Here is a 22,087-nt window from a genome sequence, read left to right on the forward strand (position 1 = left end):
ACTAATCCCGTCATTCACGATCATAATTAGGAGACGCCTGTGATTTCTCTCAACTTAGCAAAACAGATCGCTGCGATAGCTACACAACAAGCGAAAAAGCAAGAATTTAACATCTGTGTCAGTGTCGTTGATCAGGCTGGATTATTAGTCCATTTTGAACGCATGGATAATGCGTTGCTCGGCGCGATTGATGTGGCAATAAAAAAGGCCAGAACAGCAGCGCTTTTCCAAACCAATAGTGCTGAGCTTGGTGCGATCGCACAACCTGGAGGTGCGATTCATACACTTGAAGCCACGAATGGAGGACTTATTTCCTTTGGTGGTGGTGTGATCCTTCGTAACGAGCAAGGTAATGTCATTGGGGCTATCGGGGTTGCAGGAGCGACCGTTGAAGCCGATGAAGCCATTGCACAACTTGCAGCTCGTCAATAAGGAGACCCAGATGAAAACGGTAGTGATTACTGGCGCAGCTTCTGGCATGGGGCTAGCGGCTAGTAAGTTGTTTCTAGAAAAGTATTGGCGCGTTCTGATGATCGACACCAACAAGGAGCACGGGCAACAGCAATGTTTGAAACTTCAAAGCCAAGGTTTTACTGAGGTTTATTTTCAACAGTGTGATATCACTCAAGCATCACAGGTCTCGCAGGTAGCCGAGTTTGCAATTAACAACTTTGAACGAGTTGACAGTGTGATCAACAATGCAGGGGTTTGGCGTGGTGGCGAACTACATCAAACAACAGAGACAGATTGGGACTTATTGTTTAATGTTGATGTGAAATCGATATTTTTGATGAGTAAATACTTTGTACCAAACATGATTGCACAAGGTGGAGGGACTATTGTAAATACTGCTTCAGTATCAGGACTGAATGGGGATCATCAGATGGCAGCCTACAATGCAGCAAAAGGAGCAGTTGTTAACTTAGTCCGAGCGATGGCACTCGATTATGGTAAATATAACATTAGAGTAAACAATGTATGCCCTGGCGCTTGCGCTACTCCAATGTTTCTTGCCAACGCCAAAGAAGTGATTGACACATTTAATCAGGCCAACCCTCTAGGCAGGATCTGCACGCCAGAGGAAGTCGCTGAAGCAATGTACTTCTTGGCCTCTGATGCATCAAGCTCATGCAATGGCATCAACTTACCTATTTCTGGTGGCTTAGAGCTGCATACTGGTCAACCGATACAATAAAAACGACATAAAAGCGAGGTCGGCAATGGCCTCGCTTGGTGCGATTTACAGATCCAGTTTCGGCTGAATAAAATCGATAAAAGCAGAAATCCTCTTGGCAACAGAAGAAGACTTATAGTAGACAGCATTAATTTGCTCCCTACCTGAGTTGCTGATTTTTTCACCTTCTAACAACGCAATTAACCTTCCTTCCGCAATATCTTTTTTCACCATAAAGCCCGATAGACAGGCGATTCCATTTCCCATCAAAGCGAGTTGTCTTACCGTTTCACCGTTACTTGAGGTCAGCGTGGGAGTCAGTCCTGAAAATCCTTTCAGAGGCCATTCGTTGAGTGTTTTTGGTGTTGAAAATCCGATGGTATCGTGATGTTCCAAATCACTACTCTTACTCGGAAAGCCACGCTTTGATAAATAATCAGGTGAAGCCACAATATAAAGTAAACTTCTGCCAAGAGGCCTTGCATGTAACGTTGAGTCACTTAAAGCACCGATGCGAATAGCGATATCGGTTTTCTTTTCTAGCAAATCAACAAAACCTTCATTAGAAGTTAACTCCAACTCAATATCAGGATAGGCTTGATTAAATGGCTGAACGAGTGGAACTAACTGGTGAAACACAAATGGACTGGCGGCATCAACACGCAGCCGCCCTTTGGGTAATTCCCCACGGGATATGATCTCGTCTTCCGCTTGCTGTAATTGCATCAGCCCTATTCGCACCGACTCAACGAATTGCCGCCCCTCATCCGTTAATTCAATCCGTCTTGTGGTTCGGTTTAATATCGTCACGCCAAGTTGGCTTTCTACCTTACTCACCGCTCGTGATACGCGTGCCACCTGTATATCGAGACTTTCTGCCGCCGCAGTAAATCCACCAGTATCAACGACAGTAAGTAGAATTTCTAAATCGTCCGATTTCGTGCGCATGCTTGCCTACCATTTACTCAACAGTTTCGTTTAATTATTGCATTTATAGCAAATATCATTTGTTAAATAACCTATTTTTTGCAAAGTAATTACCACGCAAAATCTCTCCATCAAATCACGGCAGTGCGACACGTTAATAAGCACATTCGCTGCTGTGTACTAGAACCTAACAAAAGAGAGTAAATGATATGCCATTAGCACTTCTCGCATTGACGCTCAGCGCCTTTGCTATCGGAACGACGGAGTTTGTGATCGTGGGATTGATCCCGACCATGGCTTCTGACCTAAACGTCTCACTACCCTCCGCAGGACTGCTGGTGAGCCTTTATGCACTCGGTGTTGCGATTGGCGCACCTGTCTTAACTGCACTAACGGGAAAGTGGAACCGTAAGCATGTACTCATTACCGTTATGTCATTGTTTGTGATTGGCAACTTATTGGCATGGCAAGCACCTGGTTACAACACCCTTATCGTTGCTCGCATTTTGACTGGTTTAGCCCATGGTGTCTTTTTCTCTATCGGCTCTACGATTGCGACAAGCCTAGTATCTAAAGAAAAAGCGGCAAGTGCGATTGCGATTATGTTCACAGGCTTAACCGTGGCATTAGTAACGGGCGTGCCGATCGGTACTTACATCGGTCAAACCTTTGGTTGGCAATCGACGTTTCTGATTGTTGCGTTGTTGGGGCTGATTGCGTTGATTGGTAGTGCGTTCTTAGTACCAAGCAACCTAAAACAGCCTGCTGCCGCGAAACTGTCATCGCAGCTAAAAGTGCTCACTCAACCAAGGTTACTACTGGTATATGCAATCACAGCACTCGGTTACGGTGGTACCTTTACCGCTTTCACTTTCCTTGCTCCAATTTTGCAACAGGAAACAGGATTCAGCGCCAATGCAATCAGCCTAATCATGCTGGTATACGGCGTATCCGTGGCGATTGGTAATATTTGGGGCGGCAAAATGGCCGATAAGATGGGGCCAATTAAGGCGCTGACGATTATTTTTGCGGGACTCGCCACCGTATTAGTTGTATTTAACTTTACTGCCATTAACCCTATCGCAGCGGTAGCGACCATCTTAGTTTGGGGGGCCTTTGCATTCGGTAATGTGCCTGGTTTACAAGTTTATGTGGTTAAACTGGCTGAAAAATACACTCCTGATGCGGTAGACGTTGCTTCTGGTCTAAACATTGCGGCGTTTAACGTGGGTATTGCGCTTGGCTCTTGGGGAGGCGGTATGATTGTGTCAGAAATGGGCTTAATGCATACCCCTTGGATAGGTGCTGTGATAGTGCTCATTGCGCTCGCTCTTACTCGAATGAGTGGACGTCTTGATAAACGTACAGAAGTTCATTTGTCGGAAGCAAACGTACTTGTGAAGTAAGTATCACGACAATGGTTTCAAGCTGGTCAAGGCTCGGCATTGACCAGCTAATTCTTACTTATAATCAACTTAGGTAGCTCACAATGAAAACGGTTTTTATCACTGGCGCCAATCGAGGCTTAGGCCTAGAGCTTGTTAAACAATACGCTCAGCGTGGATGGCGTGTGATTGCATGCTGCCGTGACATCAACACAGCTCAGGCATTGTCTCTCTTGGCACAAACTTATCCAACGATTGATATTCATACGCTGGACGTGAGTAATGAATCCCATATTCTCACTTTGACAGAGAAACTTGCGGGCATCGCCATTGATGTACTCATTCATAACGCAGGAGTGAGCGGAGATGAATGTGAAAGCCTAGGCAACATGGGGCAAAAGGAGTGGATAAATGTATTAAACGTCAACACCATTGCGCCCATGTTAATCACGCAGGCTTTGCTTAATAACATTCTTGATGGTGAAGATAAAACCATCATTGGGATGACTTCAATACTCGCTAGCATCGATGACAACCGCTCTGGTGGTCGATACAGCTATCGCGCATCAAAAGCCGCCCTCAACCAAATAATTAAATCTCTGGCTTGTGAGCTATCCGAAGTGGGAGTGAAGACTATGGCCATTCATCCAGGGTGGGTACAAACCGATATGGGTGGAAAGGATGGCAAGGTAACAGTAGAAGAGAGTGTTAAAGGCATGCTGAATGTTATCGACAATTTAAAACTTAAGCATTCAGGTTCATTTTTTGTCTACGATGGCACTCAATTGCCATGGTAAGTCCTGTAGTTACGTCATATGCAAGCTCTAAGGGTATGATATGCTTTTAACCTTTATAGTTTTAATCCTTTCTATTATCGCTTTGCTCGGGTGGTATTTACACAAAGTCGCCCGTGATATTGCTCAAATTGACTGGGATTGGGATGACGATGAGATCCTATAAATTGATATTGCCTACATCTGTGGCTGGTCAGATTAAATATTCTAAAGAAAAACTGCGAGCTTGCTCTTGTTCTGAGTAAATACTTTAACGCGAAATGGGGCACTTTCGAGTTAAAAGGCCCTTGGTAATCAAAAGTGCTCTCCATGATGGACCCGAACAAAATAAACGTTGATCAACTGAATATTAGTAAATCATGAATAATGACGGTAGAGGAAAGTCGCTGAACCAATGCCCAATATTAGTAACACTGGTCACTATAGCATCGATTATTGTGAGCAACTTTACTGTATACTAAGCATTATTTTCGTTAGATTTCTTCTCAGAAATAAATCGGTCGACAAACAGCATTGCGATAAAGATATAAGCCATTGCAAAAGCTATCTGGGTAAGCCGGACGATTATCTTCCCTTCTGCATCGTTCATAATGGGCCCGAAAGAGACACCACAAACTACAGTAAAAGCCGTCATAGCAGTCGGTGCAAGCGGGCTTCCTTTCAACAATTGTTGAGATAACAGGGCATAACAAACTAATAGTGTAAGTGCGACAAGTGGTAAAAAAGGTGCAATGACTGCAATTTCATAGACAATCACAGCCATCAACCCACCCATGATATTTCCTACGATTGCATCTTTTATCATCTTTGAGCTGTTACTCGAATTTGCGGCAAACTGAGTAATTTGTACAGCAATATATGTGAGAGTGAATGCACTGACATTGTCTGTAATAAATGAGAAAGCTACAAATGGTAAAAAAGCAACACTTAGCCTTAGCCATCGTCTTGATTCATCAAAACTAGGTGGAGACTTTGCCGTGGATGTCGCATCATCTGGAGGAAGTAAATAGAAGACGACGCTACTGACGATCCACGCAATAAGAAGGTTATTAGGCAACCAGACAGCTAAATCCCAGGCTATATCCGGATTAGATTTCATCAACAGTGGGATCAACAACGCACCAAGAAGCGCCATCACAACGGTGAGTATGTCTTTCTTAACCACCAGTATTTTATATGAGAGAGACACCACAACAAAAATGGTGAGCAGCGTTGCAATGGGATACAACCGCATCGTCGCAAATAAATACCAAGACCCTATCATGTAAATGTAAGCAACCGCGATTAGCTTCATGGCGTACTTTACTGGTACAGGCTTCGGACTCAGAATGAACAAACTTGTCAGTACTGCACCAACAAAAGAGAGCTTCCAACCAATCACTAGTCCGGAGACAAATACAAACCAAGGGGTAAGCGTAACACGTAACCCATACCTCAATTTTGGATCTGATAGCAACATCACTCGCCCCATCAATATAGGAAACTGAAGAGAGACATGATTCTGATGTATGCCGCCCCAAGTGTATTCATAATGAAATTGTCACCGGTATAAATAACGACATCAGCTTGTCCATTGAGGAACAATTTCACATCATCTTCAGAATTCCCCGAACGATAGTCGGTCAATACAATTCGTACAGGGAAACGCTGCGGATCTCTTAGCCAGTTGGAGTTCGCACTAGGATTTGGTAGCCCATCAGGACCGAGGTTGTCATGAAAAGCCGCGGAGACGACGCTTTCAACTTGCCCATCAAAGACTTTGCCTGGATGAGTATCAAGCACGACACTCACTGTGTCACTTGGTTTAATTTTCCCAACGTTATTCTCTGTCATGTACGCTTCTATCCAAATATCCCTACCGTCAATAAAAGTCATGACTGGCTGACCAGCTTGTGCCTGTGCACCTGTTGCGACAGAGAGATTCACCACGCCGCCATATGAGGGTGCTCTTAGCTCGGTGTAGGTTAGCTCAAGTTCCGCCTCGGCGAGGTTCACTAATGCTGAGCGCACCTTTGGGTTATCTTCCCCATCACTTCCTAAACGAGATGCTGCACTGTTGTATTCAGCTTGAGCAACATCAACAGCGCTTTGTGCATCAGAAAGGTTAGCTCTTGCTTCATCCGCTTTTGCTTTTGGAATCAATTTTTTTCGTTCCAATTCGAGCCATCGAGCTGTTTGAACCTTTACACTTTCAAGGCTCGCTTGTGCGCGGGCGAGCTGGGCTTGAGCTCGTTGAACCTCAGAAGAAGAAGCACCGACGTCTTGTGTAGCAAGTTCGAGCTCTGCTCTTCTTCTTTCGACGATGAGTTCAAAGGGACGTGGATCAATACTAGCGAGTAATGCGCCGGCTTGAACGGCCTCGGTGTTCACGGCTTGTACATCGATGATTGTACCGCTGACCTTTGGAATGATTGGTGTTACAACAGCTTTAACTCTAGCGTTTGAGGTGAATGGCGTCGTTCTATCGGCAACGACATACCAAAGGAAAACAACGACGGCAAGGCATGCTACGATCTTTACAAATCTGTCCATTTATTAAAATCACTCTGTTCGATTAGGAAAAGGAAGAGCAGCAAAATGTATTACCACTCTCATCAACTGTTATCTTTCAGAGCTTAGACTTTTTTGCTCTAGGGCTGGGTGAGTTGCACGGCCATTTTCTGTCGCAACCCATGCCATGAAAACTTGGTAGCCTGCCGCTAAGAATGCTGCGCCAATGAACATACCGAGTATCCCGCCCGACATCATACCGCCAATCGCACCAATCAATACCACCGTCATCGGGACGGCCAAACCTCAACCAAGTACCAGAGGTTTCAAGAAGTTATCAGTCAAACTCGCCGCAATCATGAGTATGGTGAAGATGGTATTGTGTAATGCTGAGGTGTCGTTACCAGACCAAAGAAGTACTGAAGCAACAATCGCAACCAACGTGACAGGTATCTGACAAATAGCAAAAACGAGTGCCACGATGGTAAGCAGCGGCGCAGCAGGAACGGAAGCAAAGTTAACCGTTAGACCAAAAACGATTGCCGTCAAAAACGCAATGCCGATGATCCCGATAGCAACTTGGCGAATCGTCGCTGTCGTTAGCGCATGAAGCTCACCACCACGCTGCTCATCCGAGAAACTGATGAAAATTTTCTTAATAGATGTTGTCGCTGGCTGAGCCCAAGCAAGCATGATTCCTGCAATAATGATGGCTCCGATAAGAAAGAATACACTCTTCGCCGCACCACTTGCTGTTTCAACAAACCAATTCAGTACCCCCTTAATTTGAGGTTGGCGTTGTTCGACAAAGCCGGGAAAGTCCGTTGCAGCTTCTTTCCATGTTTCATAAAGATTTGTTCCAATGACCGGCCAATCCTTAACACTGTTTTCAGGAACAGGCACCACGAGCGTTCCAGCCTCATAAGCATCAAAGGCGAGAAGAACATTGGAGGCAAATGCATTACCTACTAAAGCGGTAGGCACACCTAGCAATAACACTCCTATAAGGGCAATGACTGTCGAACTTCTCGCTGGGGTCCACTTCGTCTTTTTCTCGATAAATAGGCGCACAGGATAAAGCGCAATAGCAAGCACAAGTGCCCAAAGCAATATAGGTAAAAAAGGTAGAAACGCCCAACAGCAAACAATGACGATGAATGCTATTGTAGATAATCGAATCAAAGACTTGGTAAAAGCTTTAGAAAGCACCACTTCTAGATCTTCATTATTTTTCATACTAAACTCCTAAGCAAATGTGACGTTCCCTTGCAATCACCGCGTCAGTCCACCTACTTTCTAACATGCTAATGCTTGTATGAGTGTAGAGTAATACTGAGTGATTCCGACAGAAAACACCCCCACATTTACAATAAATTCAAAATCTTAATTAACAATCAAACCAACAATTCTGGACATGATAAATTTTCTATGCCAATCCGTTTGTCATTTTGCGCCAATCAAAGCTCTTTGTTCCGATTTGTCTAATAATGATTTTGAGTTGGATGAATGAGAATGCGAGAACCAAATACCAAAACTATGGTCCCTTTGATTAAGTGTGGTTATGCTCAGTACTTGATTAAAGGGTATAAAAGTTTAGGCTTTGACCCACATTTAATCATCAAAGAGGCGGGGTTACCCTCCCATCTGATGGAGCTGAGTGAAGAGTTTATACCTCACGATTCAGTGAAAAAACTATTGTCTTTGCTGGGTAACAGACTAGACATCGAGCAGTTTCGGCATTTAGTGAAAACGGCACTTCAGCGCAATTCTGTTCAAAGATTGATTGGAGAGTTCAGGAACTGTAAGACCGTAAGAGAAGCACTACTCTTAACCAGCCATATCTATCTTCATGACTCAACCAACGTTAACGTAGGATTGGACGTAAACTACCGCGAAGCATGGTATTGGATTCAAAGAAAACCACAGTACTCTTCCGAGTTCATCTGGTCTGAAGTGTATACCATCAGTTATATCGTGGAGTTAATACGAATGCTGTCGCGAACAGATTGGCAGCCTTCTAAGATTAAGGTGCAATCCTCAGATGTTGAACACCATAAAGCCATGGTTTCAGATGATTGTCAGTACTTTGTTGGCCATTCAAAACTTGAGATTTACATAGAAGATAAAGTGCTTGATTCGGCTTTGTCATTGCCTATTCATGTACTAAATAAGCCTTTATTAGACTGTAATTGGCATTCCAACTTTACTGATAAGGTATATACAGCGCTGTATCCTTACGCTAAAGATTTGGATTTAACGGTTAAACGTTCAGCGGAGATTTTAAATATGTCCACTCGAACTTTACAACGCAAATTAGCTGATGAAGGTGCGACTTTTAGAGCTCTGAAAGATAGCCTTATGTTTACTTGTGCCGTAGAAATGATGTCTGAGGGTTTCCCTTTAACGCAAATCGCGATACAGCTTTCCTTTGCTGATTTATCTCAATTCTCTCGCGCATTCAAACGAGTGAGTGGTCTAAGTCCTCAAAAGTATCATAAATCAATTTTAATGGGAGATAATGCTTGCTAAATACCTCAAGAACATTCAATTAATGATGAGACCTCTATAGCAACATAAAACACACATTCAGCTAAAAAGTGAAAGAAAAAAACAGGACAAATTAAAGAACATTACTTATTCCACAGGTGCGGACTCATCTTCAGCGCTTTTAACGATTCAAACCACCACATAGAGCAAAAAGTATCGCTTTATCATTTCATAATGATGCGTATAATCCTCGCTCATTTTATTCGATACTCACAAACAAAGAGTTCCAGCATGTCTAAACTGTTTTTCAAAGGCCGAATTGAAACTAGGCAAAATCACGTATTATCGGGCTACAACGTAAATCGCACAGTAAAAGCTGGTACTGCTGAAGCACCAATCACTGTAACAGTGCAATCTGACGAGCGTAAGGCTGCTATTGAAGCCATCTTAGAAGAGAAAAGCATCATCGCAACAATCATCGTAGATGCGAATCAAGAAGAGAATACGGTAGAGTTAGACACACTACTAAACAAGCCATCAACAACCGTATTTGATAAAACGCCAAACAGAAATGACCCATGCACATGTGGTAGCGGCAAGAAATACAAAAAGTGCTGTGCGTAATGACAAATAAGCCGCTTTCAATCAGCGGCTTAAGTTTATTGCCCTACAAGAGAATCGTTACTTTAATAATGGTAACGGCAAGAAATAATGGTTATCGCCTGGTTATCGACCGCGTAAACGAGACGATTGGTATCATCAATGCGACGTGACCAGAAACCCGCCAGGTTCTCTTTTAAAGGCTCAGGTTTACCAATCCCCTCAAAGGGCGAGCGCTTTACATCATTAATTAATTTATTGATACGCTTGAGTGTTTTCTTGTCCTGATTTTGCCAATACAGGTAGTCATTCCAAGCTTCGTCAGTCCAAGCGAGCAAACGCTGGTGACTACTCATCAATTAAGTCTCGAGAGGTCACTTGGCCAGCACGATATTGAGCGATTGAACGCTTGAGATGATCCGCGTTCTCTGGAGAACGCAGTAAGTGCACCGTTTCCATCAAACTGTTGTAATAATCTAATGACATCACCACAGCATCTTCTGAGTCTCTCCGCGTAATGATCGTCGTGTCAGCATCATTAACTACACCGTCTAACACCGCTTTTAAACTATTTCGTGCTTCAGTAAAAGATACGATTCTCATAGAACCTCCACATGTACATTTAATAAGACAAGTATAATGGCCACCGCCTTAGTTGTACAGTAAATGGAACATAATAGAGAACGAAAGCAGAAAAGACCACCCTACCACAAAGTGCTATAGGGTGGGGTCGGCTGAAATGAATTCAGGAAATGGTACTTGGCACGCGATTTTGCCAAGGCAAGGCCGATTCAAGCTGCGCTGCAAGGGAAAGTAATAATGCTTCTTGGCCAAACCCAGCAGCAAAGTGCATCCCAATAGGTAGATTTTCCGCGTTCCAATGCAATGGCACTGACATTGCCGGCAATCCTGTCATATTGAACAATGCAGTAATTGGCGACGCTTTAATCACCTCTTGAACAAACGTTTCATAAGGCTGATATAACGTGAGCTCACCGATCTTAGGTGGCGGCTCGGTGGTGACAGGTGACAGGATCACATCATACTGAGTGAAGAACTGATCAAAGGCTTTTCCACCTTGATCAAATGCACTACGAGCATCATAAACTTGTTGTGCAGTGAACGTCTTCGCTCGCTGTATATGCTGCCATACAATAGGAGAAAACTCGCTCTCTTTCGCCGCTCGGCCAAGGCTCGCCTCTCTATCTCTTACTGCATGCAGCACACCGCTTGATGTCGCGACGCCCATGCCTTTAAACATGGATTCTATCGGCAGTACAGGGCTGGATTTTTCCACGTGATGACCTAAAGACGTCAGCAGTGCCGCGGTTTTTTCAATGCCATCTAAGCAATCTTGGTCGATAGGTAGCCCAAATGGGTGAGAATCCATGATCGCGATCTTTAAACGCTTAGGCGATTGCGTTATCGCCTGCAGATAATCATGCTGTTGATGAGGAATGCGTGAGCCAGCCTCCTGCCCGGTCGTCACCGATAGGAGAGACGCCGTATCTCTTACTGAACGCGTGATCACATTATGTACCGACAATCCCATCCAGCCTTCCATATGTTTTGGTCCCGTAGGCACCAAACCTCGACTTGGTTTTAGACCAAAGACCCCACAATGCGCCGCAGGAATTCGGATTGAACCTCCACCATCACTAGCATGAGCAGCAGGTAGAATTCGAGCGGCAACGGCGACCGCAGAACCGCCACTGGAACCACCGCTGGAGTAGCGTACATCCCAAGGGTTGAGCGTATCACCATGCAATTTCGATTCTGTCGTTGCTGTCTGCCCAAATTCTGGACTGGTCAATTTTGCCAATATATTCAGACCAGCTGCTTGATAGCGGTCAGTCAGTGTCGAGTTTTGTGTCGCTCTCGCGTCTTTATAGAATTCGCTACCATTGGTTGTAATGGTATCTTTTAGTTGAATATGCAGATCTTTGAGGGCAAATGGTACTCCGAGCAGAGGAGCCTTCTCATAAAGTACAGCGCGCTCTTCACTCGTTTTATTACTCAGTGCTTGTGCGCTTTCTCGGGCTTGCTCGAAATGATTAACCGACAGTAAATTAAACTGTTTACGCTGTTCAAACCTAGCACTCGCAGCATCAAACAATTCTAACGGAGTTACTTCACCGCTTTTAAGCAAAGCGGCCATGTCGGTCACATCCCAGCTTTCATATTCAGGTAATGGCAAGGATGCATTTTTCCCAGCAGAAGCATTGGCCGTAAAGCTTAAACCAGAAGCGATTAACGCACCGGTTCCCAAACTGCCTTTAAGCAGTTGCCTACGTCGACGGTCAACATCGTCCACTTTAAGATCAATATTCGCCATACTAGGTCCCCCACACTTTTTGGGCAGGCTGCGCTCGCTTCATCAGCGAATCGATCGCTGAGCCGATTTGATCGGCTTCCCACATTGCGCCTTTATCTTCAGTTACCCCGGTACGCCAACCGTCGCCTAAAGAAATACGACCGCCCTGACTTTCAAATATTTGCCCCGTTACATGAGACGAATGTTCGCTGCCAAGCCACACAACAAGCGGAGCCACATTTTCCGGAGCCCAAAGGTCAAAGCTATCGTCCTCAGGCTTTTTAACGACATCGGGCATCACGCTTTCCGTCATGTGCGTGCGAGCAGCTGGCGCAAGTGCATTACTGGTAATACCGTATCGCTTGAGCTCCGCGGCTTGGACAAGCGTTAAACTCGCAACTCCCCCTTTTGCTGCAGAGTAATTCGACTGGCCAATCGATCCTTGTAAGCCCGCGCCCGATGTCGTATTGATAATGCGAGCGTCAATTTGATGCCCGGCTTTCGCAAGATCTCGCCAACGACGCGACAAAATATTAGCAAGGCAAAAGTGCCCTTTTAAATGCACCTGCATGACCTTATCCCAATCATCTTCTGTCAGGCTAACAAACATTCTGTCAGCTAAAATCCCAGCATTATTCACTAATACATGAACATCGCCAAATGCCTCAAGTGTCGCATCAACAATCAATTGCGCGGTGTCCATCGTCGTAATATCGTGACTGTTCGCTATAGCCTTTCCACCCTGAGTAATAATGTCATCCACAACGGCACTAGCCGCATCTGGACGAATATCATTAACCACAACATTCGCACCTTGTTTAGCAAACGCGAGTGCATACGCTCTGCCTAACCCACCACCGGCACCTGTGATGATCACTGTGCGTCCTTTACACAATTCCATTGTCTCTCCTTAACCGGATATTCAAGTCAAATCTGATTGCCCCAACTTGAGGTCTATTAAAGTCTCTCGATGATAGTGACATTCGCAACACCACCGCCCTCACACATGGCTTGCAATCCATAACGACCACCGCGGCGTTCTAATTCATGCAGCAACCCTGTCATTAACCTTGCGCCAGTTGCGCCTAATGGGTGCCCCAATGCAATCGCACCACCATTAACGTTCATTCGTTCGTGGTCGCATCCTGTTTCTTTCATCCATGCCATCGCAACCGATGCAAAAGCCTCGTTCACCTCTGAGATGTCAATGTCATCCATTGATAAGCCCGCTTTTTTCAACGTTGCTTTTGTGGCAGGAATAGGCGCCGTCAGGTGCCAAATTGGATCGTCTCCCAATACACTCATGTGATGAATACGTGCGCGAGGCGTTAAGTTGTAACGTTTCAATGCGGCTTCAGATACAATCAACAACGCGGAAGAAGCATCACACGTTTGGCTAGAAACGGCCGCGGTGATAGATGGATAAGCATGACCAACAGGATCGAGCTCTGCCATTTTTTCGACAGACGTTTGCCTTGGCGTTTCGTCAGCAGTCAAACCTGCAATAGGGACTATTTCACGCTCAAAAACGCCTTCTTCTCGCGCGACGATGGCTCTTCGGTGGCTTTCTAAAGAGAACGCCTCCATTTCTGCTCGAGAGATATTCCAATGATCAGCAATACGTTGCGCCGCATAAAACTGATCGACGGGTGCATCACCAAAACGGGCTTGCCACTTCTCACTTTCAGCAAAAGGCGTTGAGAAACCAAGAGGCTGCCCGGCAAGCATGGCTGACGATATTGGAATTTGCGTCATGGTTTGGACTCCACCGACCGCAATGACGTCCTGCGTTCCACTCATCACTGCCTGCGCGGCAAAATGAATCGCCTGTTGAGATGAACCACATTGACGATCAACCGTGGTGCCCGGCACATTCAATGGCAAACCAGCGGCTAGCCAACTGGTGCGAGCGATATTACCAGCCTGTGACCCAATGGTATCAACACACCCAAAAATGACATCGTCATAGTCTTGTGCCGGTATTGCGTTACGGTCCACTAAAGCTCTAAGAACATGTGCGCCTAAGTCTATTGCATGAATGTGCGATAGACTGCCTTTACGTCGCCCAGTCGGTGTTCTTAGTGCATCAACAATATATGCCTGTGCCATTAGCCCCTCCCAAATGTGGATGATGGACCTGCACCGTCAAGTGCTTGAACTAATGTACCGTGAACAAATTGATTCAGACGTTGTTGATGAAATGCCTTTGACCCCCAGTAAGATTCTAGGGCCCATGTCCGTTTCATGAACATTTGCAAATCCACCTCCCAGGTGTAACCCATTGCGCCATGAACCTGAATGCCGTGTTTTGCTGCTAAATGGGCGGCTTTGGTTGCAAAAAGCTTGGCTTGGGAAACATGAAAATCCACGTCAGGATGGCCTGACTCCAGTGAGTATGCCGCGCGGTACAAAACAGGTCGCGCAAACTCTATCTCTTTCGCGATGTCAGCTAAGTGATGCTTTAGTGCTTGGAAGCTACCAATGGCACGACCAAACTGCTTTCTCTGAGCGACATAATCAACAGATAGATCGAGCATACGCTGGGCAAGCCCAAGTAATTGCCCTGCCGTCGCAAGCGAGCCTCTATTTAACAGCTGTTGCTTAAGCGCTCGTCCAACCTCTCCGCCGATCAATTTTGTGTCAGGCACAGAACTCCATGACACTTTGGCTAAGCGACGTGAGGTATCAATACTTTTACTTTCTTCAAGGTCGACTTGGTCACGCACAACGGCATGAAGATCGTCACCATCAAACATCAATATGAGGTCAGCAAGATGCGCGTCTGATACAAGCGAATTGACGGGATGGGACACTGCCACACGTAAAGCACCGGCTGCAATTTGTTCTAACCATTCATCACGCTGACTGGACTGCGGTAGCGAACTCAAAAGTCCAACGGCCGTGTAGCCCGTATCGGCGACTACATCAGCAATGCAGTAGTAACCAAGTTCCTGGGTCAATAAAGACCAGGCAACATCCCCCATACCGATGCCACCAACCTGTTCAGGAACAGAAACCGCGAGCATGCCTTGCTCAGCAATATTGGTCATCAGCTGAGGAGAGCGTCCTGAATCAGTTTCCCAAATTTCTCGTAATACTTCAGGCGCAGCTTCTGTCATGAGAAAACGACTGATCGCTTCTTTGAAAGCTAATTGATCGTCTGTGAACGTAAAATCCATTTTTCACCTCAACTTTTAGGTAGTGCAAGCATGCGCTCGGCAATGATATTACGCTGGATTTCATTCGTTCCTGCGTAGATTGGGCCTGCATGTGAGAACAAAAATCCTTCAAGCCAACGTGTATGTTTATCATCGGTTAACTCTCCTCGAGCCCCTAAAATCTCCATCGCGAGTTCATGCATTTTCAAATCCAGCTCTGACCAAAAGATTTTATTGATACTGGATTCAGCACCAATTTTTTCACCTTTACTTAACCGACCAACGGTGTAATAAGCGGATAACGCATAAGCTTGCGCGTCAGACCAAGCATTCGCGACTTCCACTGCCAAAGCTGGATTTTGCTCGGCATACTCTTTATTTTCATGAAACAGTTTGACCAATTCACGAGCAGTCTGTTGAAAACGCGCAGGCGAGCGCAGGAGTAATCCACGTTCAAACCCGGCTGTTGCCATCGCAACTTTCCAGCCTTGACCTTCTTCACCAATACAGTTTTCAACCGGAACACGAACATTATCGAAAAAGATTTCTGCAAATGCCTCTTTTCCATTTAGGGCTTTAATTGGTCGAATGGTCACCCCTGGAGTATCGAGTTTAACCATAAGGTAGGACAATCCGTGGTGGCGTGAGGAGTTAGGGTCACTACGAAATAAACCGAAGCACCAGTCAGCAAAAATGGCACGCGTCGACCAGGTCTTCTGTCCATTAATCACGAACTCATCACCATCGCGCACCGCTTTACTTGTGATAGCTGCCATATCTGAACCAGCGTTCGGTTCTGACCATGCTTGCGCCCACATATCATCACTCGATGCCATACGCGGTAAAAACTGTTGCTTTTGTGCTTCCGTGCCAAATTCAATCAATGTGGATCCCAACAGCAGCTGGCCATTTTGATTGACTCGCATCGGCGCACCTGCACCATAATATTCTTCTTCAAAGATCAGCCAGTCGGTTAGATCACAACCACGCCCACCGAGTTCCTCTGGCCACATCACCATTGAAAGACGGGCGTCAGACAGCTTTTTCTCCCATGCTCGGTGCTGCTCAAAGCCCTCTTTTGTGTCATAACTTGCCAATGGCTCTTGAGGCACATTCTCCGCTAGCCACTGACGCACTTCGTCACGAAATGCACGTTGTTTATCGTTAAAAATCAGTTCCATGGTGGTGTATGTCCTCCATTACAAATCGAAACGCGCTTCACGTTTTTCCACAAACGCGCGTCGTGTTTCCGCCGAATCAGGGCGAGTGTAAGCTTCTAATGTAAACCCTTGTTCCCAGCGATATTTCGCCTCTAAATCGCCATCTTCAATACCGTTTAATGCTTCTTTTGCGATACGGATCATCGAAGAGCTTTTCGCAGCTATTTTATTGGCAATCTCCAATGCCGTTTCTCGCAATTGTGCGTGAGGCACGATACGCTCAATAAACCCATAACGATCCGCTTCTTGAGCCGTTACGGTCTCTCCGGTAAAAAACATATAACGCACTTTCTGTACTGGGAATAAGCGTTGCAAGTGAGCACCACCACCCATTGCACCACGGTCCACCTCTGGTAATGCAAACGTCGCGCACTCAGATGCAACGACGATGTCAGCCGCTCCGGTAATACCAATGCCGCCGCCTAATACATAGCCATGTACGGCAACAATGACAGGCACTGGGCTACGGTGGACCGCTTTGAAAGTGGCATAATTGCCCGCATTCACTTGAACAATGCGTTCTGGATACGTATCCAACTCCTTGATATCCACACCCGCACAAAAACCTCGTCCCTGTGAACGAATCACAATTACTTTCACATCTTCTTGGGTACCTAGCATATCAATGGCTTGCGCAAGCGCTAACCACTCGTGACTATCGAGAGCATTCACTGGCGGCTTCTCTATCACGAGTTCCGCAATACCGTTGTCAATGACGGTATGAAATGCGTCATTTTGATTTTGTTGTGTCATCTAGCTCACTTCCTTGTGGGGGTAGATAAAATGGTTAGCATTGCCTTGAAACAAACGTTGTAAACACTGTTCAGCATCTTCAGCAATGCCATGAATAAGTTGTTCCGCAGAAATTAATTCATCAATTGCGGCAGCCACCTGACCACTCGGTAAAATGCCTTGATCTGGCTGCCCATCAACCATCGAATGTTGAAGAAGCACTGGCTGATTGGCTGCCATCACCGTTTGTGAAAGTTCTGCAGGATCTTCTTTTAGTGCTTTGAGGAAGACTCGTAGCATGTGTGGCAACGTCATATTGGTCTGCTTCTTCCACTCCCATGCACTAGAAAGGGCAATCATGAGACGCCCCATTGCACTGGATTTTTCAAGCTTTTTAATTAATGACGTGGCTATCATGCGATGACGCAACCCATCGACGGCGGTGGTCACTTGTATCTTTTGTGGATCTTTGACTGCTAGGTAACGATCCAAAGTCACGCTTGGCGTTGGGGAGTCAGTAGTCATTAAAAAACGCGTTCCCATGGCAATGCCACACGCTCCCGCCGCCAAAGCTGAAGCTAAGCCTCGACCTGTAGAGAAACCACCGGCAGCAATAACAGGAACATCCACCGCATCTAGCACTTGAGGAAGCAAGATCGAAGATGGAACACCGCCTGTGTGCCCCCCACCCTCGGCACCTTGGATAGTGATCATATCTGCGCCTAACTTCACCGCACTAATGGCATGCTTAACCGCGCCCACCGTTGGAATACAAAGCACACCCGCTTGTTTAAGCCGAGCTATGGTGGCTTTGTCTGGTCCTCTACCGTAACTGATCGCTTTAAGTTGGTACTTGATCGCCAAATCCACACATTGAGCCGCATTTTCCTGAAACATATGAAAGTTCAAGCCAAAGTTACGGCTCCCGGTGTGGGAAATAACACGCTTAATTTCGTCTTCCAGTTCTTCTGGCTTGATGGTCGCACCAGCAAGAAAACCAAAGCCACCGGCCTGCGTTGTTGCGATCACCAAATTTGAATCGGATACCCAGCCCATCGCTGTTTGTACAATCGGAAATCGGCAACCTAACTGTTGTGTTAATTCTGTTTGAAGCATCTCATCTACCTCGCTCTTTCCGAATTAGCTTGCTGCTTGTTGGCTTTTGCCATTGCTTTTGCATCAAACCCAGAAAGCTTATCGCCAGAAATTAACTGATTGTGCGTATGGGCAAAGTGATGAAAACCAAACGCCATATCCATAGAGGTTCGTTTGCCCATGATGTCTTCAATGGTGTTGACCACTTGTTTAGTTAACTGCAAACCAAGTCGAGGCATTTCAGCGATCTTACCCGCCATTTTGAGCGTTTCAGCCTCTAGTTCATCTTTCGCAACCACGCGGTTAACCATACCAAGCTCATAAGCACGCTGAGCGCTCATTCGCTCACCGAGAAATAAAAACTCTTTCGCTACGCGAGGGTTCATCTCAAAAACATGCGCAAAGTACTCCACGCCGGGAATACCCATTCGAACGACAGGATCTTGAAAGAAGCTCTCTTCTGAACACACGATCAGATCGCACACCCAAGCCAGCATCAACCCTCCCGCAATACAAGCACCATTGACCATTGCGATGGTAGGTTTCGGCATCTCTCTCCAGCGGCGACACATCCCCAAATACGCTTCTTGTTCACGAGCGTACTGAAATTCGCCGCCTGGTTTGTTGGTATGGTCATACCACAGACTTGCTCGGTCAAAACTTTGGTCTACATCACGACCAGGTGATCCAATATCATGCCCTGCAGAGAAATGTTTCCCTGCACCACACAGCACGATCGCTTTTATCTCATCGTCATCACATGCACGCTTAAACGCACTATCCAATGCGTAGGTCATTTGACCATTTTGAGCATTGTTGTATTGCGGCCTCATCATTGTAACGATCGCAATTCCCTGCTGTACTCGGTATTCAACAACATCATCAATGATGGTGGACTCTAGACTCATACGGCACTCTCCTGCTCTTGCTTTACAGCAACACGAACGCCAGGAGGGTTGCCCTTAATCTGATGGGCACGGCTATTATGCGGGTCAAGTTGGCGAATCACTTCCAACTGCTCAACCGTCGGTGCCGGCGTAATATCAACGTGGTCAGGAACAAAAATATCAAAGCCGGTATTCGCAATAACCTCTTCAACAGACACGCCCGGATGCACGCTCAACAAACGAAGTTGGTACTTAGGTCCTTGCCAATCCATCACCGCTAAGTTGGTAATCACCAAACGCAGGTCAATGTCGTCTAAGGTATAGCCTTTCGGCAGTCGAGCAGGGTTTTTACCGATAGATGCCACCATGTCACACTCGCCTTTAACGAATACGCGCGGATTGTGATCCGGAACGAAGAATGAGTTCGCATGACAGATCGAGTTCCCAGGAAAACCTCGAACCCCTAACATCTGAACTTTGGGGCGTTGGTAGTCACTCCCTAACGCGGAGATATTAGCTTGGCCATACTGGTCAATTTGTGTCGGACCAACCATTGCGTGACGTTTTGTGCTCCATACATTGTCAAAAATCCGTGAGAAACCCATCCACGTTTCATTCTTCTGCACGAACTCGTCACCGCGCTTTCCTAAAGGGTTAGGCTCTGAAAGCAAAAAAGCTTCTGAATCCGTCATCATCAAATCTTGATTGATGGTTCTCATCGCTAAGCTCGCTGCAAGACGGGGAATAACACCAATCCCAGTCGCGAGTACTTCTCCATCATGACGAAACGCCTCGGCACCTGCACAAATCATCAGTTCAGCGAGGGTATATTCTTTTGCAACTGTCATTGTATCGTCCTCTAATAAACTGGAAGGGCAAGTTGGCGAATGCTTTCTAAGCCACCGACTTGAGTTTGGTAGCCTTGCTCATCAAGATCTTGAATGTATTTACTGTAATAGCCATCAAAACCACCATCTCGCGCAAAAGCCGAATACTCTTTAAAATGTGCCGTATCAAAACCATATAAAGGCGCACAAGAGGTCGGATGGGCACCACCTGGTATTTCAATTACACCCGTAGTTTGAGAGCGCTCCCAAAGCACATACCGGGATTCTTCTTCACTATAAAACTCGCTTGAGTCGACGATTTCTTCGCAGCTTACAAAGGTTTTATCTGCGGCACGGGTAAACCAATCATCCATATAATGATCCGGACCTTTGATCTGACAAACGCCACGTCGGTCAGCTCGATCAACATGCACAAGCGCGACATCTAGCTTAAGCGCAGGCATGGCAACCCATTCTTTGTCATCATATGGGCTATCAATACATTTCAATTCAGGATTAACCGTTAGCACATCGGTACCAAGGCCCAATGCTGTTGGGATATAAGGGCACCCCCATGCGGCTGCTCGTAAGCCTAGAAGCATCATGCCCTCGTCAATTTCCATCACTTCCAACTCGCCCGATTGACGTGCTTGACGGAAATAAGGCTCAAGGGGGATAAAATCGAGCGATACAAAGGCAAAAATGAGTTTTTTTACTTTACCAGCCGCACACAACATCCCGACATCCGCTCCACCGTATGCCACGACAGTTAAATCCTTCACATCGGAGTTGAGGATTGCACGGATCAGTGCCATCGGTTTGCGACGAGGTCCCCAACCACCAATTCCGATTGTCATCCCATCTTCAAGAGCATCGACCATCTGTTGAATTGTCATTTCTTTATTCATGTTACTGCTCCTGTCCGACCGAAAAATCGTGTCCCCACAAGCTCACGCGGGTAAATTCAAAGGCGCGGTGGTGGTCCCAATCAACTTGGAGCCCTCCATGGCCAAACTCCATATCAAAGCCTGATGGTGTTTTCATATAAAAAGAGGTCATCTTGTCATTAAGGTGCTGGCCTAGCGTGGCAGACAGCGGCACATCATGTGCAATTCGACGATCATTGGCACGTCCAACTTCAGACATTGCGTCCACTTCAACCATGGTATGGACGCAGCCACTAGGAACAGGGAACTCGCAGATCGCTAAGCTATGGTGACGAGGATTATCACAATGCATAAAATAGATGCGAGAGTTTGGCGCGTCTTCTGCTGGGCGGAAATTGAAAATATCGGAAAGCTGAAAGCCCATCACTTCAGTTAAAAACTGATAGGTTTCGTCAAAGTTTGGCGCAGGTAAAACCGTGTGCCCTAGGCCCATTTCATCGGTGAGAAATCGAGGAACACCTTGCGGGGAAATAAACGGTTCGCAGCCAGATAAAAATCCCCAATAGACTTCATGGGTGTTGCCTGCTGGGTCTTGAAACGTAACAAGCTCTTGGACACCACGCTGAGTGCATTGCTCATCATTAGCGACCTCCCATGCGACCTGATGCTCAGTTAGCCTTTCAATCGCAGCATCAAAGGCATCTTTCGATGCGAGCTCCCAACCGGAGGCGATATAACGATTTTCACTGCCGTCAATGATCAGCATGCGAAATGGGCGTTCATCCATTTTGATATACAATCCACCACAAGGGGCCGGGTGAGTGGACATACCTAGCACTTGCTCTGCATAGTGCTGCCACTTATTCAAGTCATCAGTTTGGGCAACAAAATACCCAAGCGCCTTGATATCCATTTTCTCGTCCTCTGATTATTACACCTTGGCAATTATCAAAAGATTAGGGAAATCACTCATCGTCCATTAAGACTAAAGTTCTTCTTATTCGTGTATCTTTCTCAGTCATGCACTCAATTTTTATGACAAAATTTAGATAACCATATGATTTATAGAGTTAGAACAACAAAACACAACGAAACCGACTCAGCATCTCG

Annotated in this window: 22 protein-coding genes and 1 pseudogene; 6 read left to right on the forward strand and 17 right to left on the reverse strand. The window is 45.9% G+C overall.

Going from position 1 to position 22,087, the window contains the following annotated elements:
* The first annotated feature begins 39 nt into the window (after window positions 1-39).
* Together KHN78_RS21075 and KHN78_RS21080 are read left to right on the forward strand one after the other, a co-directional pair.
* Window positions 40-432: a GlcG/HbpS family heme-binding protein gene (locus tag KHN78_RS21075; RefSeq protein WP_210205378.1), complete on the forward strand. Its 393-nt coding sequence runs from the start codon at window positions 40-42 to the stop codon at window positions 430-432.
* A 10-nt stretch (window positions 433-442) separates the two neighbouring features.
* Entirely contained in the window at window positions 443-1,195 is a 753-nt protein-coding gene (locus KHN78_RS21080; protein WP_210205379.1) for an SDR family NAD(P)-dependent oxidoreductase, read from the forward strand.
* A 45-nt stretch (window positions 1,196-1,240) separates the two neighbouring features.
* On the opposite strand, the gene KHN78_RS21085 is transcribed toward KHN78_RS21080, so the two are convergent.
* Entirely contained in the window at window positions 1,241-2,122 is an 882-nt protein-coding gene (locus KHN78_RS21085; protein WP_210205380.1) for a LysR family transcriptional regulator, read from the reverse strand.
* A 188-nt stretch (window positions 2,123-2,310) separates the two neighbouring features.
* Between KHN78_RS21085 and KHN78_RS21090 the strand changes: the two genes are divergently transcribed.
* Both KHN78_RS21090 and KHN78_RS21095 read left to right on the forward strand, forming a co-directional pair.
* Window positions 2,311-3,507 (forward strand): MFS transporter, encoded by a 1,197-nt coding sequence (locus tag KHN78_RS21090; protein ID WP_210205381.1) that lies wholly within the window; start codon window positions 2,311-2,313, stop codon window positions 3,505-3,507.
* A gap of 83 nt (window positions 3,508-3,590) precedes the next feature.
* Window positions 3,591-4,283: an SDR family oxidoreductase gene (locus KHN78_RS21095; protein ID WP_210205382.1), complete on the forward strand. Its 693-nt coding sequence runs from the start codon at window positions 3,591-3,593 to the stop codon at window positions 4,281-4,283.
* Window positions 4,284-4,737: 454 nt separating this feature from the next.
* Here KHN78_RS21095 and KHN78_RS21100 read toward each other — a convergent pair whose 3' ends face one another.
* From KHN78_RS21100 to KHN78_RS21110, 3 genes and pseudogenes are all read right to left on the reverse strand, one after another.
* Window positions 4,738-5,739, reverse strand: a complete 1,002-nt coding sequence (locus KHN78_RS21100) for a DUF2955 domain-containing protein (RefSeq protein ID WP_211919989.1) — start codon at window positions 5,737-5,739, stop codon at window positions 4,738-4,740.
* A gap of 11 nt (window positions 5,740-5,750) precedes the next feature.
* On the reverse strand, window positions 5,751-6,812 hold the full coding sequence (locus KHN78_RS21105) for an HlyD family secretion protein (RefSeq protein ID WP_210205384.1): 1,062 nt from the start codon (window positions 6,810-6,812) through the stop codon (window positions 5,751-5,753).
* A gap of 69 nt (window positions 6,813-6,881) precedes the next feature.
* A pseudogene (locus KHN78_RS21110) lies at window positions 6,882-8,006 on the reverse strand (AI-2E family transporter).
* 276 nt (window positions 8,007-8,282) lie between these two features.
* On the opposite strand from KHN78_RS21110, the gene KHN78_RS21115 reads away from it, so the two are divergent.
* Both KHN78_RS21115 and KHN78_RS21120 read left to right on the forward strand, forming a co-directional pair.
* Complete coding sequence (locus tag KHN78_RS21115) at window positions 8,283-9,299, forward strand: helix-turn-helix domain-containing protein (RefSeq protein WP_211919990.1); 1,017 nt, start codon at window positions 8,283-8,285, stop codon at window positions 9,297-9,299.
* Between the two features lie 249 nt (window positions 9,300-9,548).
* On the forward strand, window positions 9,549-9,881 hold the full coding sequence (locus KHN78_RS21120; RefSeq protein ID WP_128813578.1) for a PBPRA1643 family SWIM/SEC-C metal-binding motif protein: 333 nt from the start codon (window positions 9,549-9,551) through the stop codon (window positions 9,879-9,881).
* Window positions 9,882-9,943: 62 nt separating this feature from the next.
* Here the strand turns inward: KHN78_RS21120 and KHN78_RS21125 are convergent, their stop codons facing one another.
* The 13 genes from KHN78_RS21125 to KHN78_RS21185 form a co-directional block, all read right to left on the reverse strand.
* Complete coding sequence (locus KHN78_RS21125; protein ID WP_128813577.1) at window positions 9,944-10,213, reverse strand: Txe/YoeB family addiction module toxin; 270 nt, start codon at window positions 10,211-10,213, stop codon at window positions 9,944-9,946.
* Window positions 10,206-10,460 (reverse strand): type II toxin-antitoxin system Phd/YefM family antitoxin, encoded by a 255-nt coding sequence (locus tag KHN78_RS21130; protein WP_128813576.1) that lies wholly within the window; start codon window positions 10,458-10,460, stop codon window positions 10,206-10,208. The genes KHN78_RS21125 and KHN78_RS21130 overlap by 8 nt, the downstream gene beginning before the upstream one ends.
* 142 nt (window positions 10,461-10,602) lie before the next feature.
* Window positions 10,603-12,192: an amidase gene (locus KHN78_RS21135; RefSeq protein WP_210205386.1), complete on the reverse strand. Its 1,590-nt coding sequence runs from the start codon at window positions 12,190-12,192 to the stop codon at window positions 10,603-10,605.
* 1 nt (window position 12,193) lies between these two features.
* The gene (locus KHN78_RS21140; RefSeq protein ID WP_210205387.1) at window positions 12,194-13,072 is read right to left on the reverse strand and encodes an SDR family oxidoreductase; all 879 of its coding nucleotides are present in this window, start codon (window positions 13,070-13,072) and stop codon (window positions 12,194-12,196) included.
* A 56-nt stretch (window positions 13,073-13,128) separates the two neighbouring features.
* Window positions 13,129-14,280, reverse strand: coding sequence for an acetyl-CoA C-acetyltransferase (locus KHN78_RS21145; RefSeq protein ID WP_210205388.1), 1,152 nt, complete (start codon window positions 14,278-14,280; stop codon window positions 13,129-13,131).
* A complete protein-coding gene (locus tag KHN78_RS21150) occupies window positions 14,280-15,350 on the reverse strand; it encodes an acyl-CoA dehydrogenase family protein (protein WP_210205389.1) in 1,071 nt (356 codons plus the stop codon). The genes KHN78_RS21145 and KHN78_RS21150 overlap by 1 nt, the downstream gene beginning before the upstream one ends.
* A gap of 8 nt (window positions 15,351-15,358) precedes the next feature.
* On the reverse strand, window positions 15,359-16,510 hold the full coding sequence (locus KHN78_RS21155; protein ID WP_210205272.1) for an acyl-CoA dehydrogenase family protein: 1,152 nt from the start codon (window positions 16,508-16,510) through the stop codon (window positions 15,359-15,361).
* 18 nt (window positions 16,511-16,528) lie between these two features.
* Window positions 16,529-17,302 carry an enoyl-CoA hydratase family protein gene (locus KHN78_RS21160; RefSeq protein ID WP_210205273.1) on the reverse strand — a complete coding sequence of 258 codons (774 nt, stop codon included), beginning with the start codon at window positions 17,300-17,302 and terminating at the stop codon, window positions 16,529-16,531.
* Window positions 17,303-18,397, reverse strand: coding sequence for an NAD(P)H-dependent flavin oxidoreductase (locus KHN78_RS21165; protein WP_210205274.1), 1,095 nt, complete (start codon window positions 18,395-18,397; stop codon window positions 17,303-17,305).
* A gap of 5 nt (window positions 18,398-18,402) precedes the next feature.
* Window positions 18,403-19,284, reverse strand: coding sequence for an enoyl-CoA hydratase (locus KHN78_RS21170; RefSeq protein WP_210205275.1), 882 nt, complete (start codon window positions 19,282-19,284; stop codon window positions 18,403-18,405).
* Window positions 19,281-20,111 carry a CoA-transferase subunit beta gene (locus KHN78_RS21175; protein WP_210205276.1) on the reverse strand — a complete coding sequence of 277 codons (831 nt, stop codon included), beginning with the start codon at window positions 20,109-20,111 and terminating at the stop codon, window positions 19,281-19,283. The genes KHN78_RS21170 and KHN78_RS21175 overlap by 4 nt, the downstream gene beginning before the upstream one ends.
* 11 nt (window positions 20,112-20,122) lie before the next feature.
* The gene (locus tag KHN78_RS21180; RefSeq protein ID WP_128813566.1) at window positions 20,123-20,998 is read right to left on the reverse strand and encodes a CoA transferase subunit A; all 876 of its coding nucleotides are present in this window, start codon (window positions 20,996-20,998) and stop codon (window positions 20,123-20,125) included.
* Between the two features lies 1 nt (window position 20,999).
* Window positions 21,000-21,890, reverse strand: coding sequence for a VOC family protein (locus tag KHN78_RS21185; RefSeq protein WP_210205277.1), 891 nt, complete (start codon window positions 21,888-21,890; stop codon window positions 21,000-21,002).
* Window positions 21,891-22,087: the final 197 nt, after the last annotated feature.

The sequence above is a fragment of the Vibrio sp. B1REV9 genome (assembly GCF_905175395.2).
Lineage (GTDB): Bacteria > Pseudomonadota > Gammaproteobacteria > Enterobacterales > Vibrionaceae > Vibrio > Vibrio alfacsensis.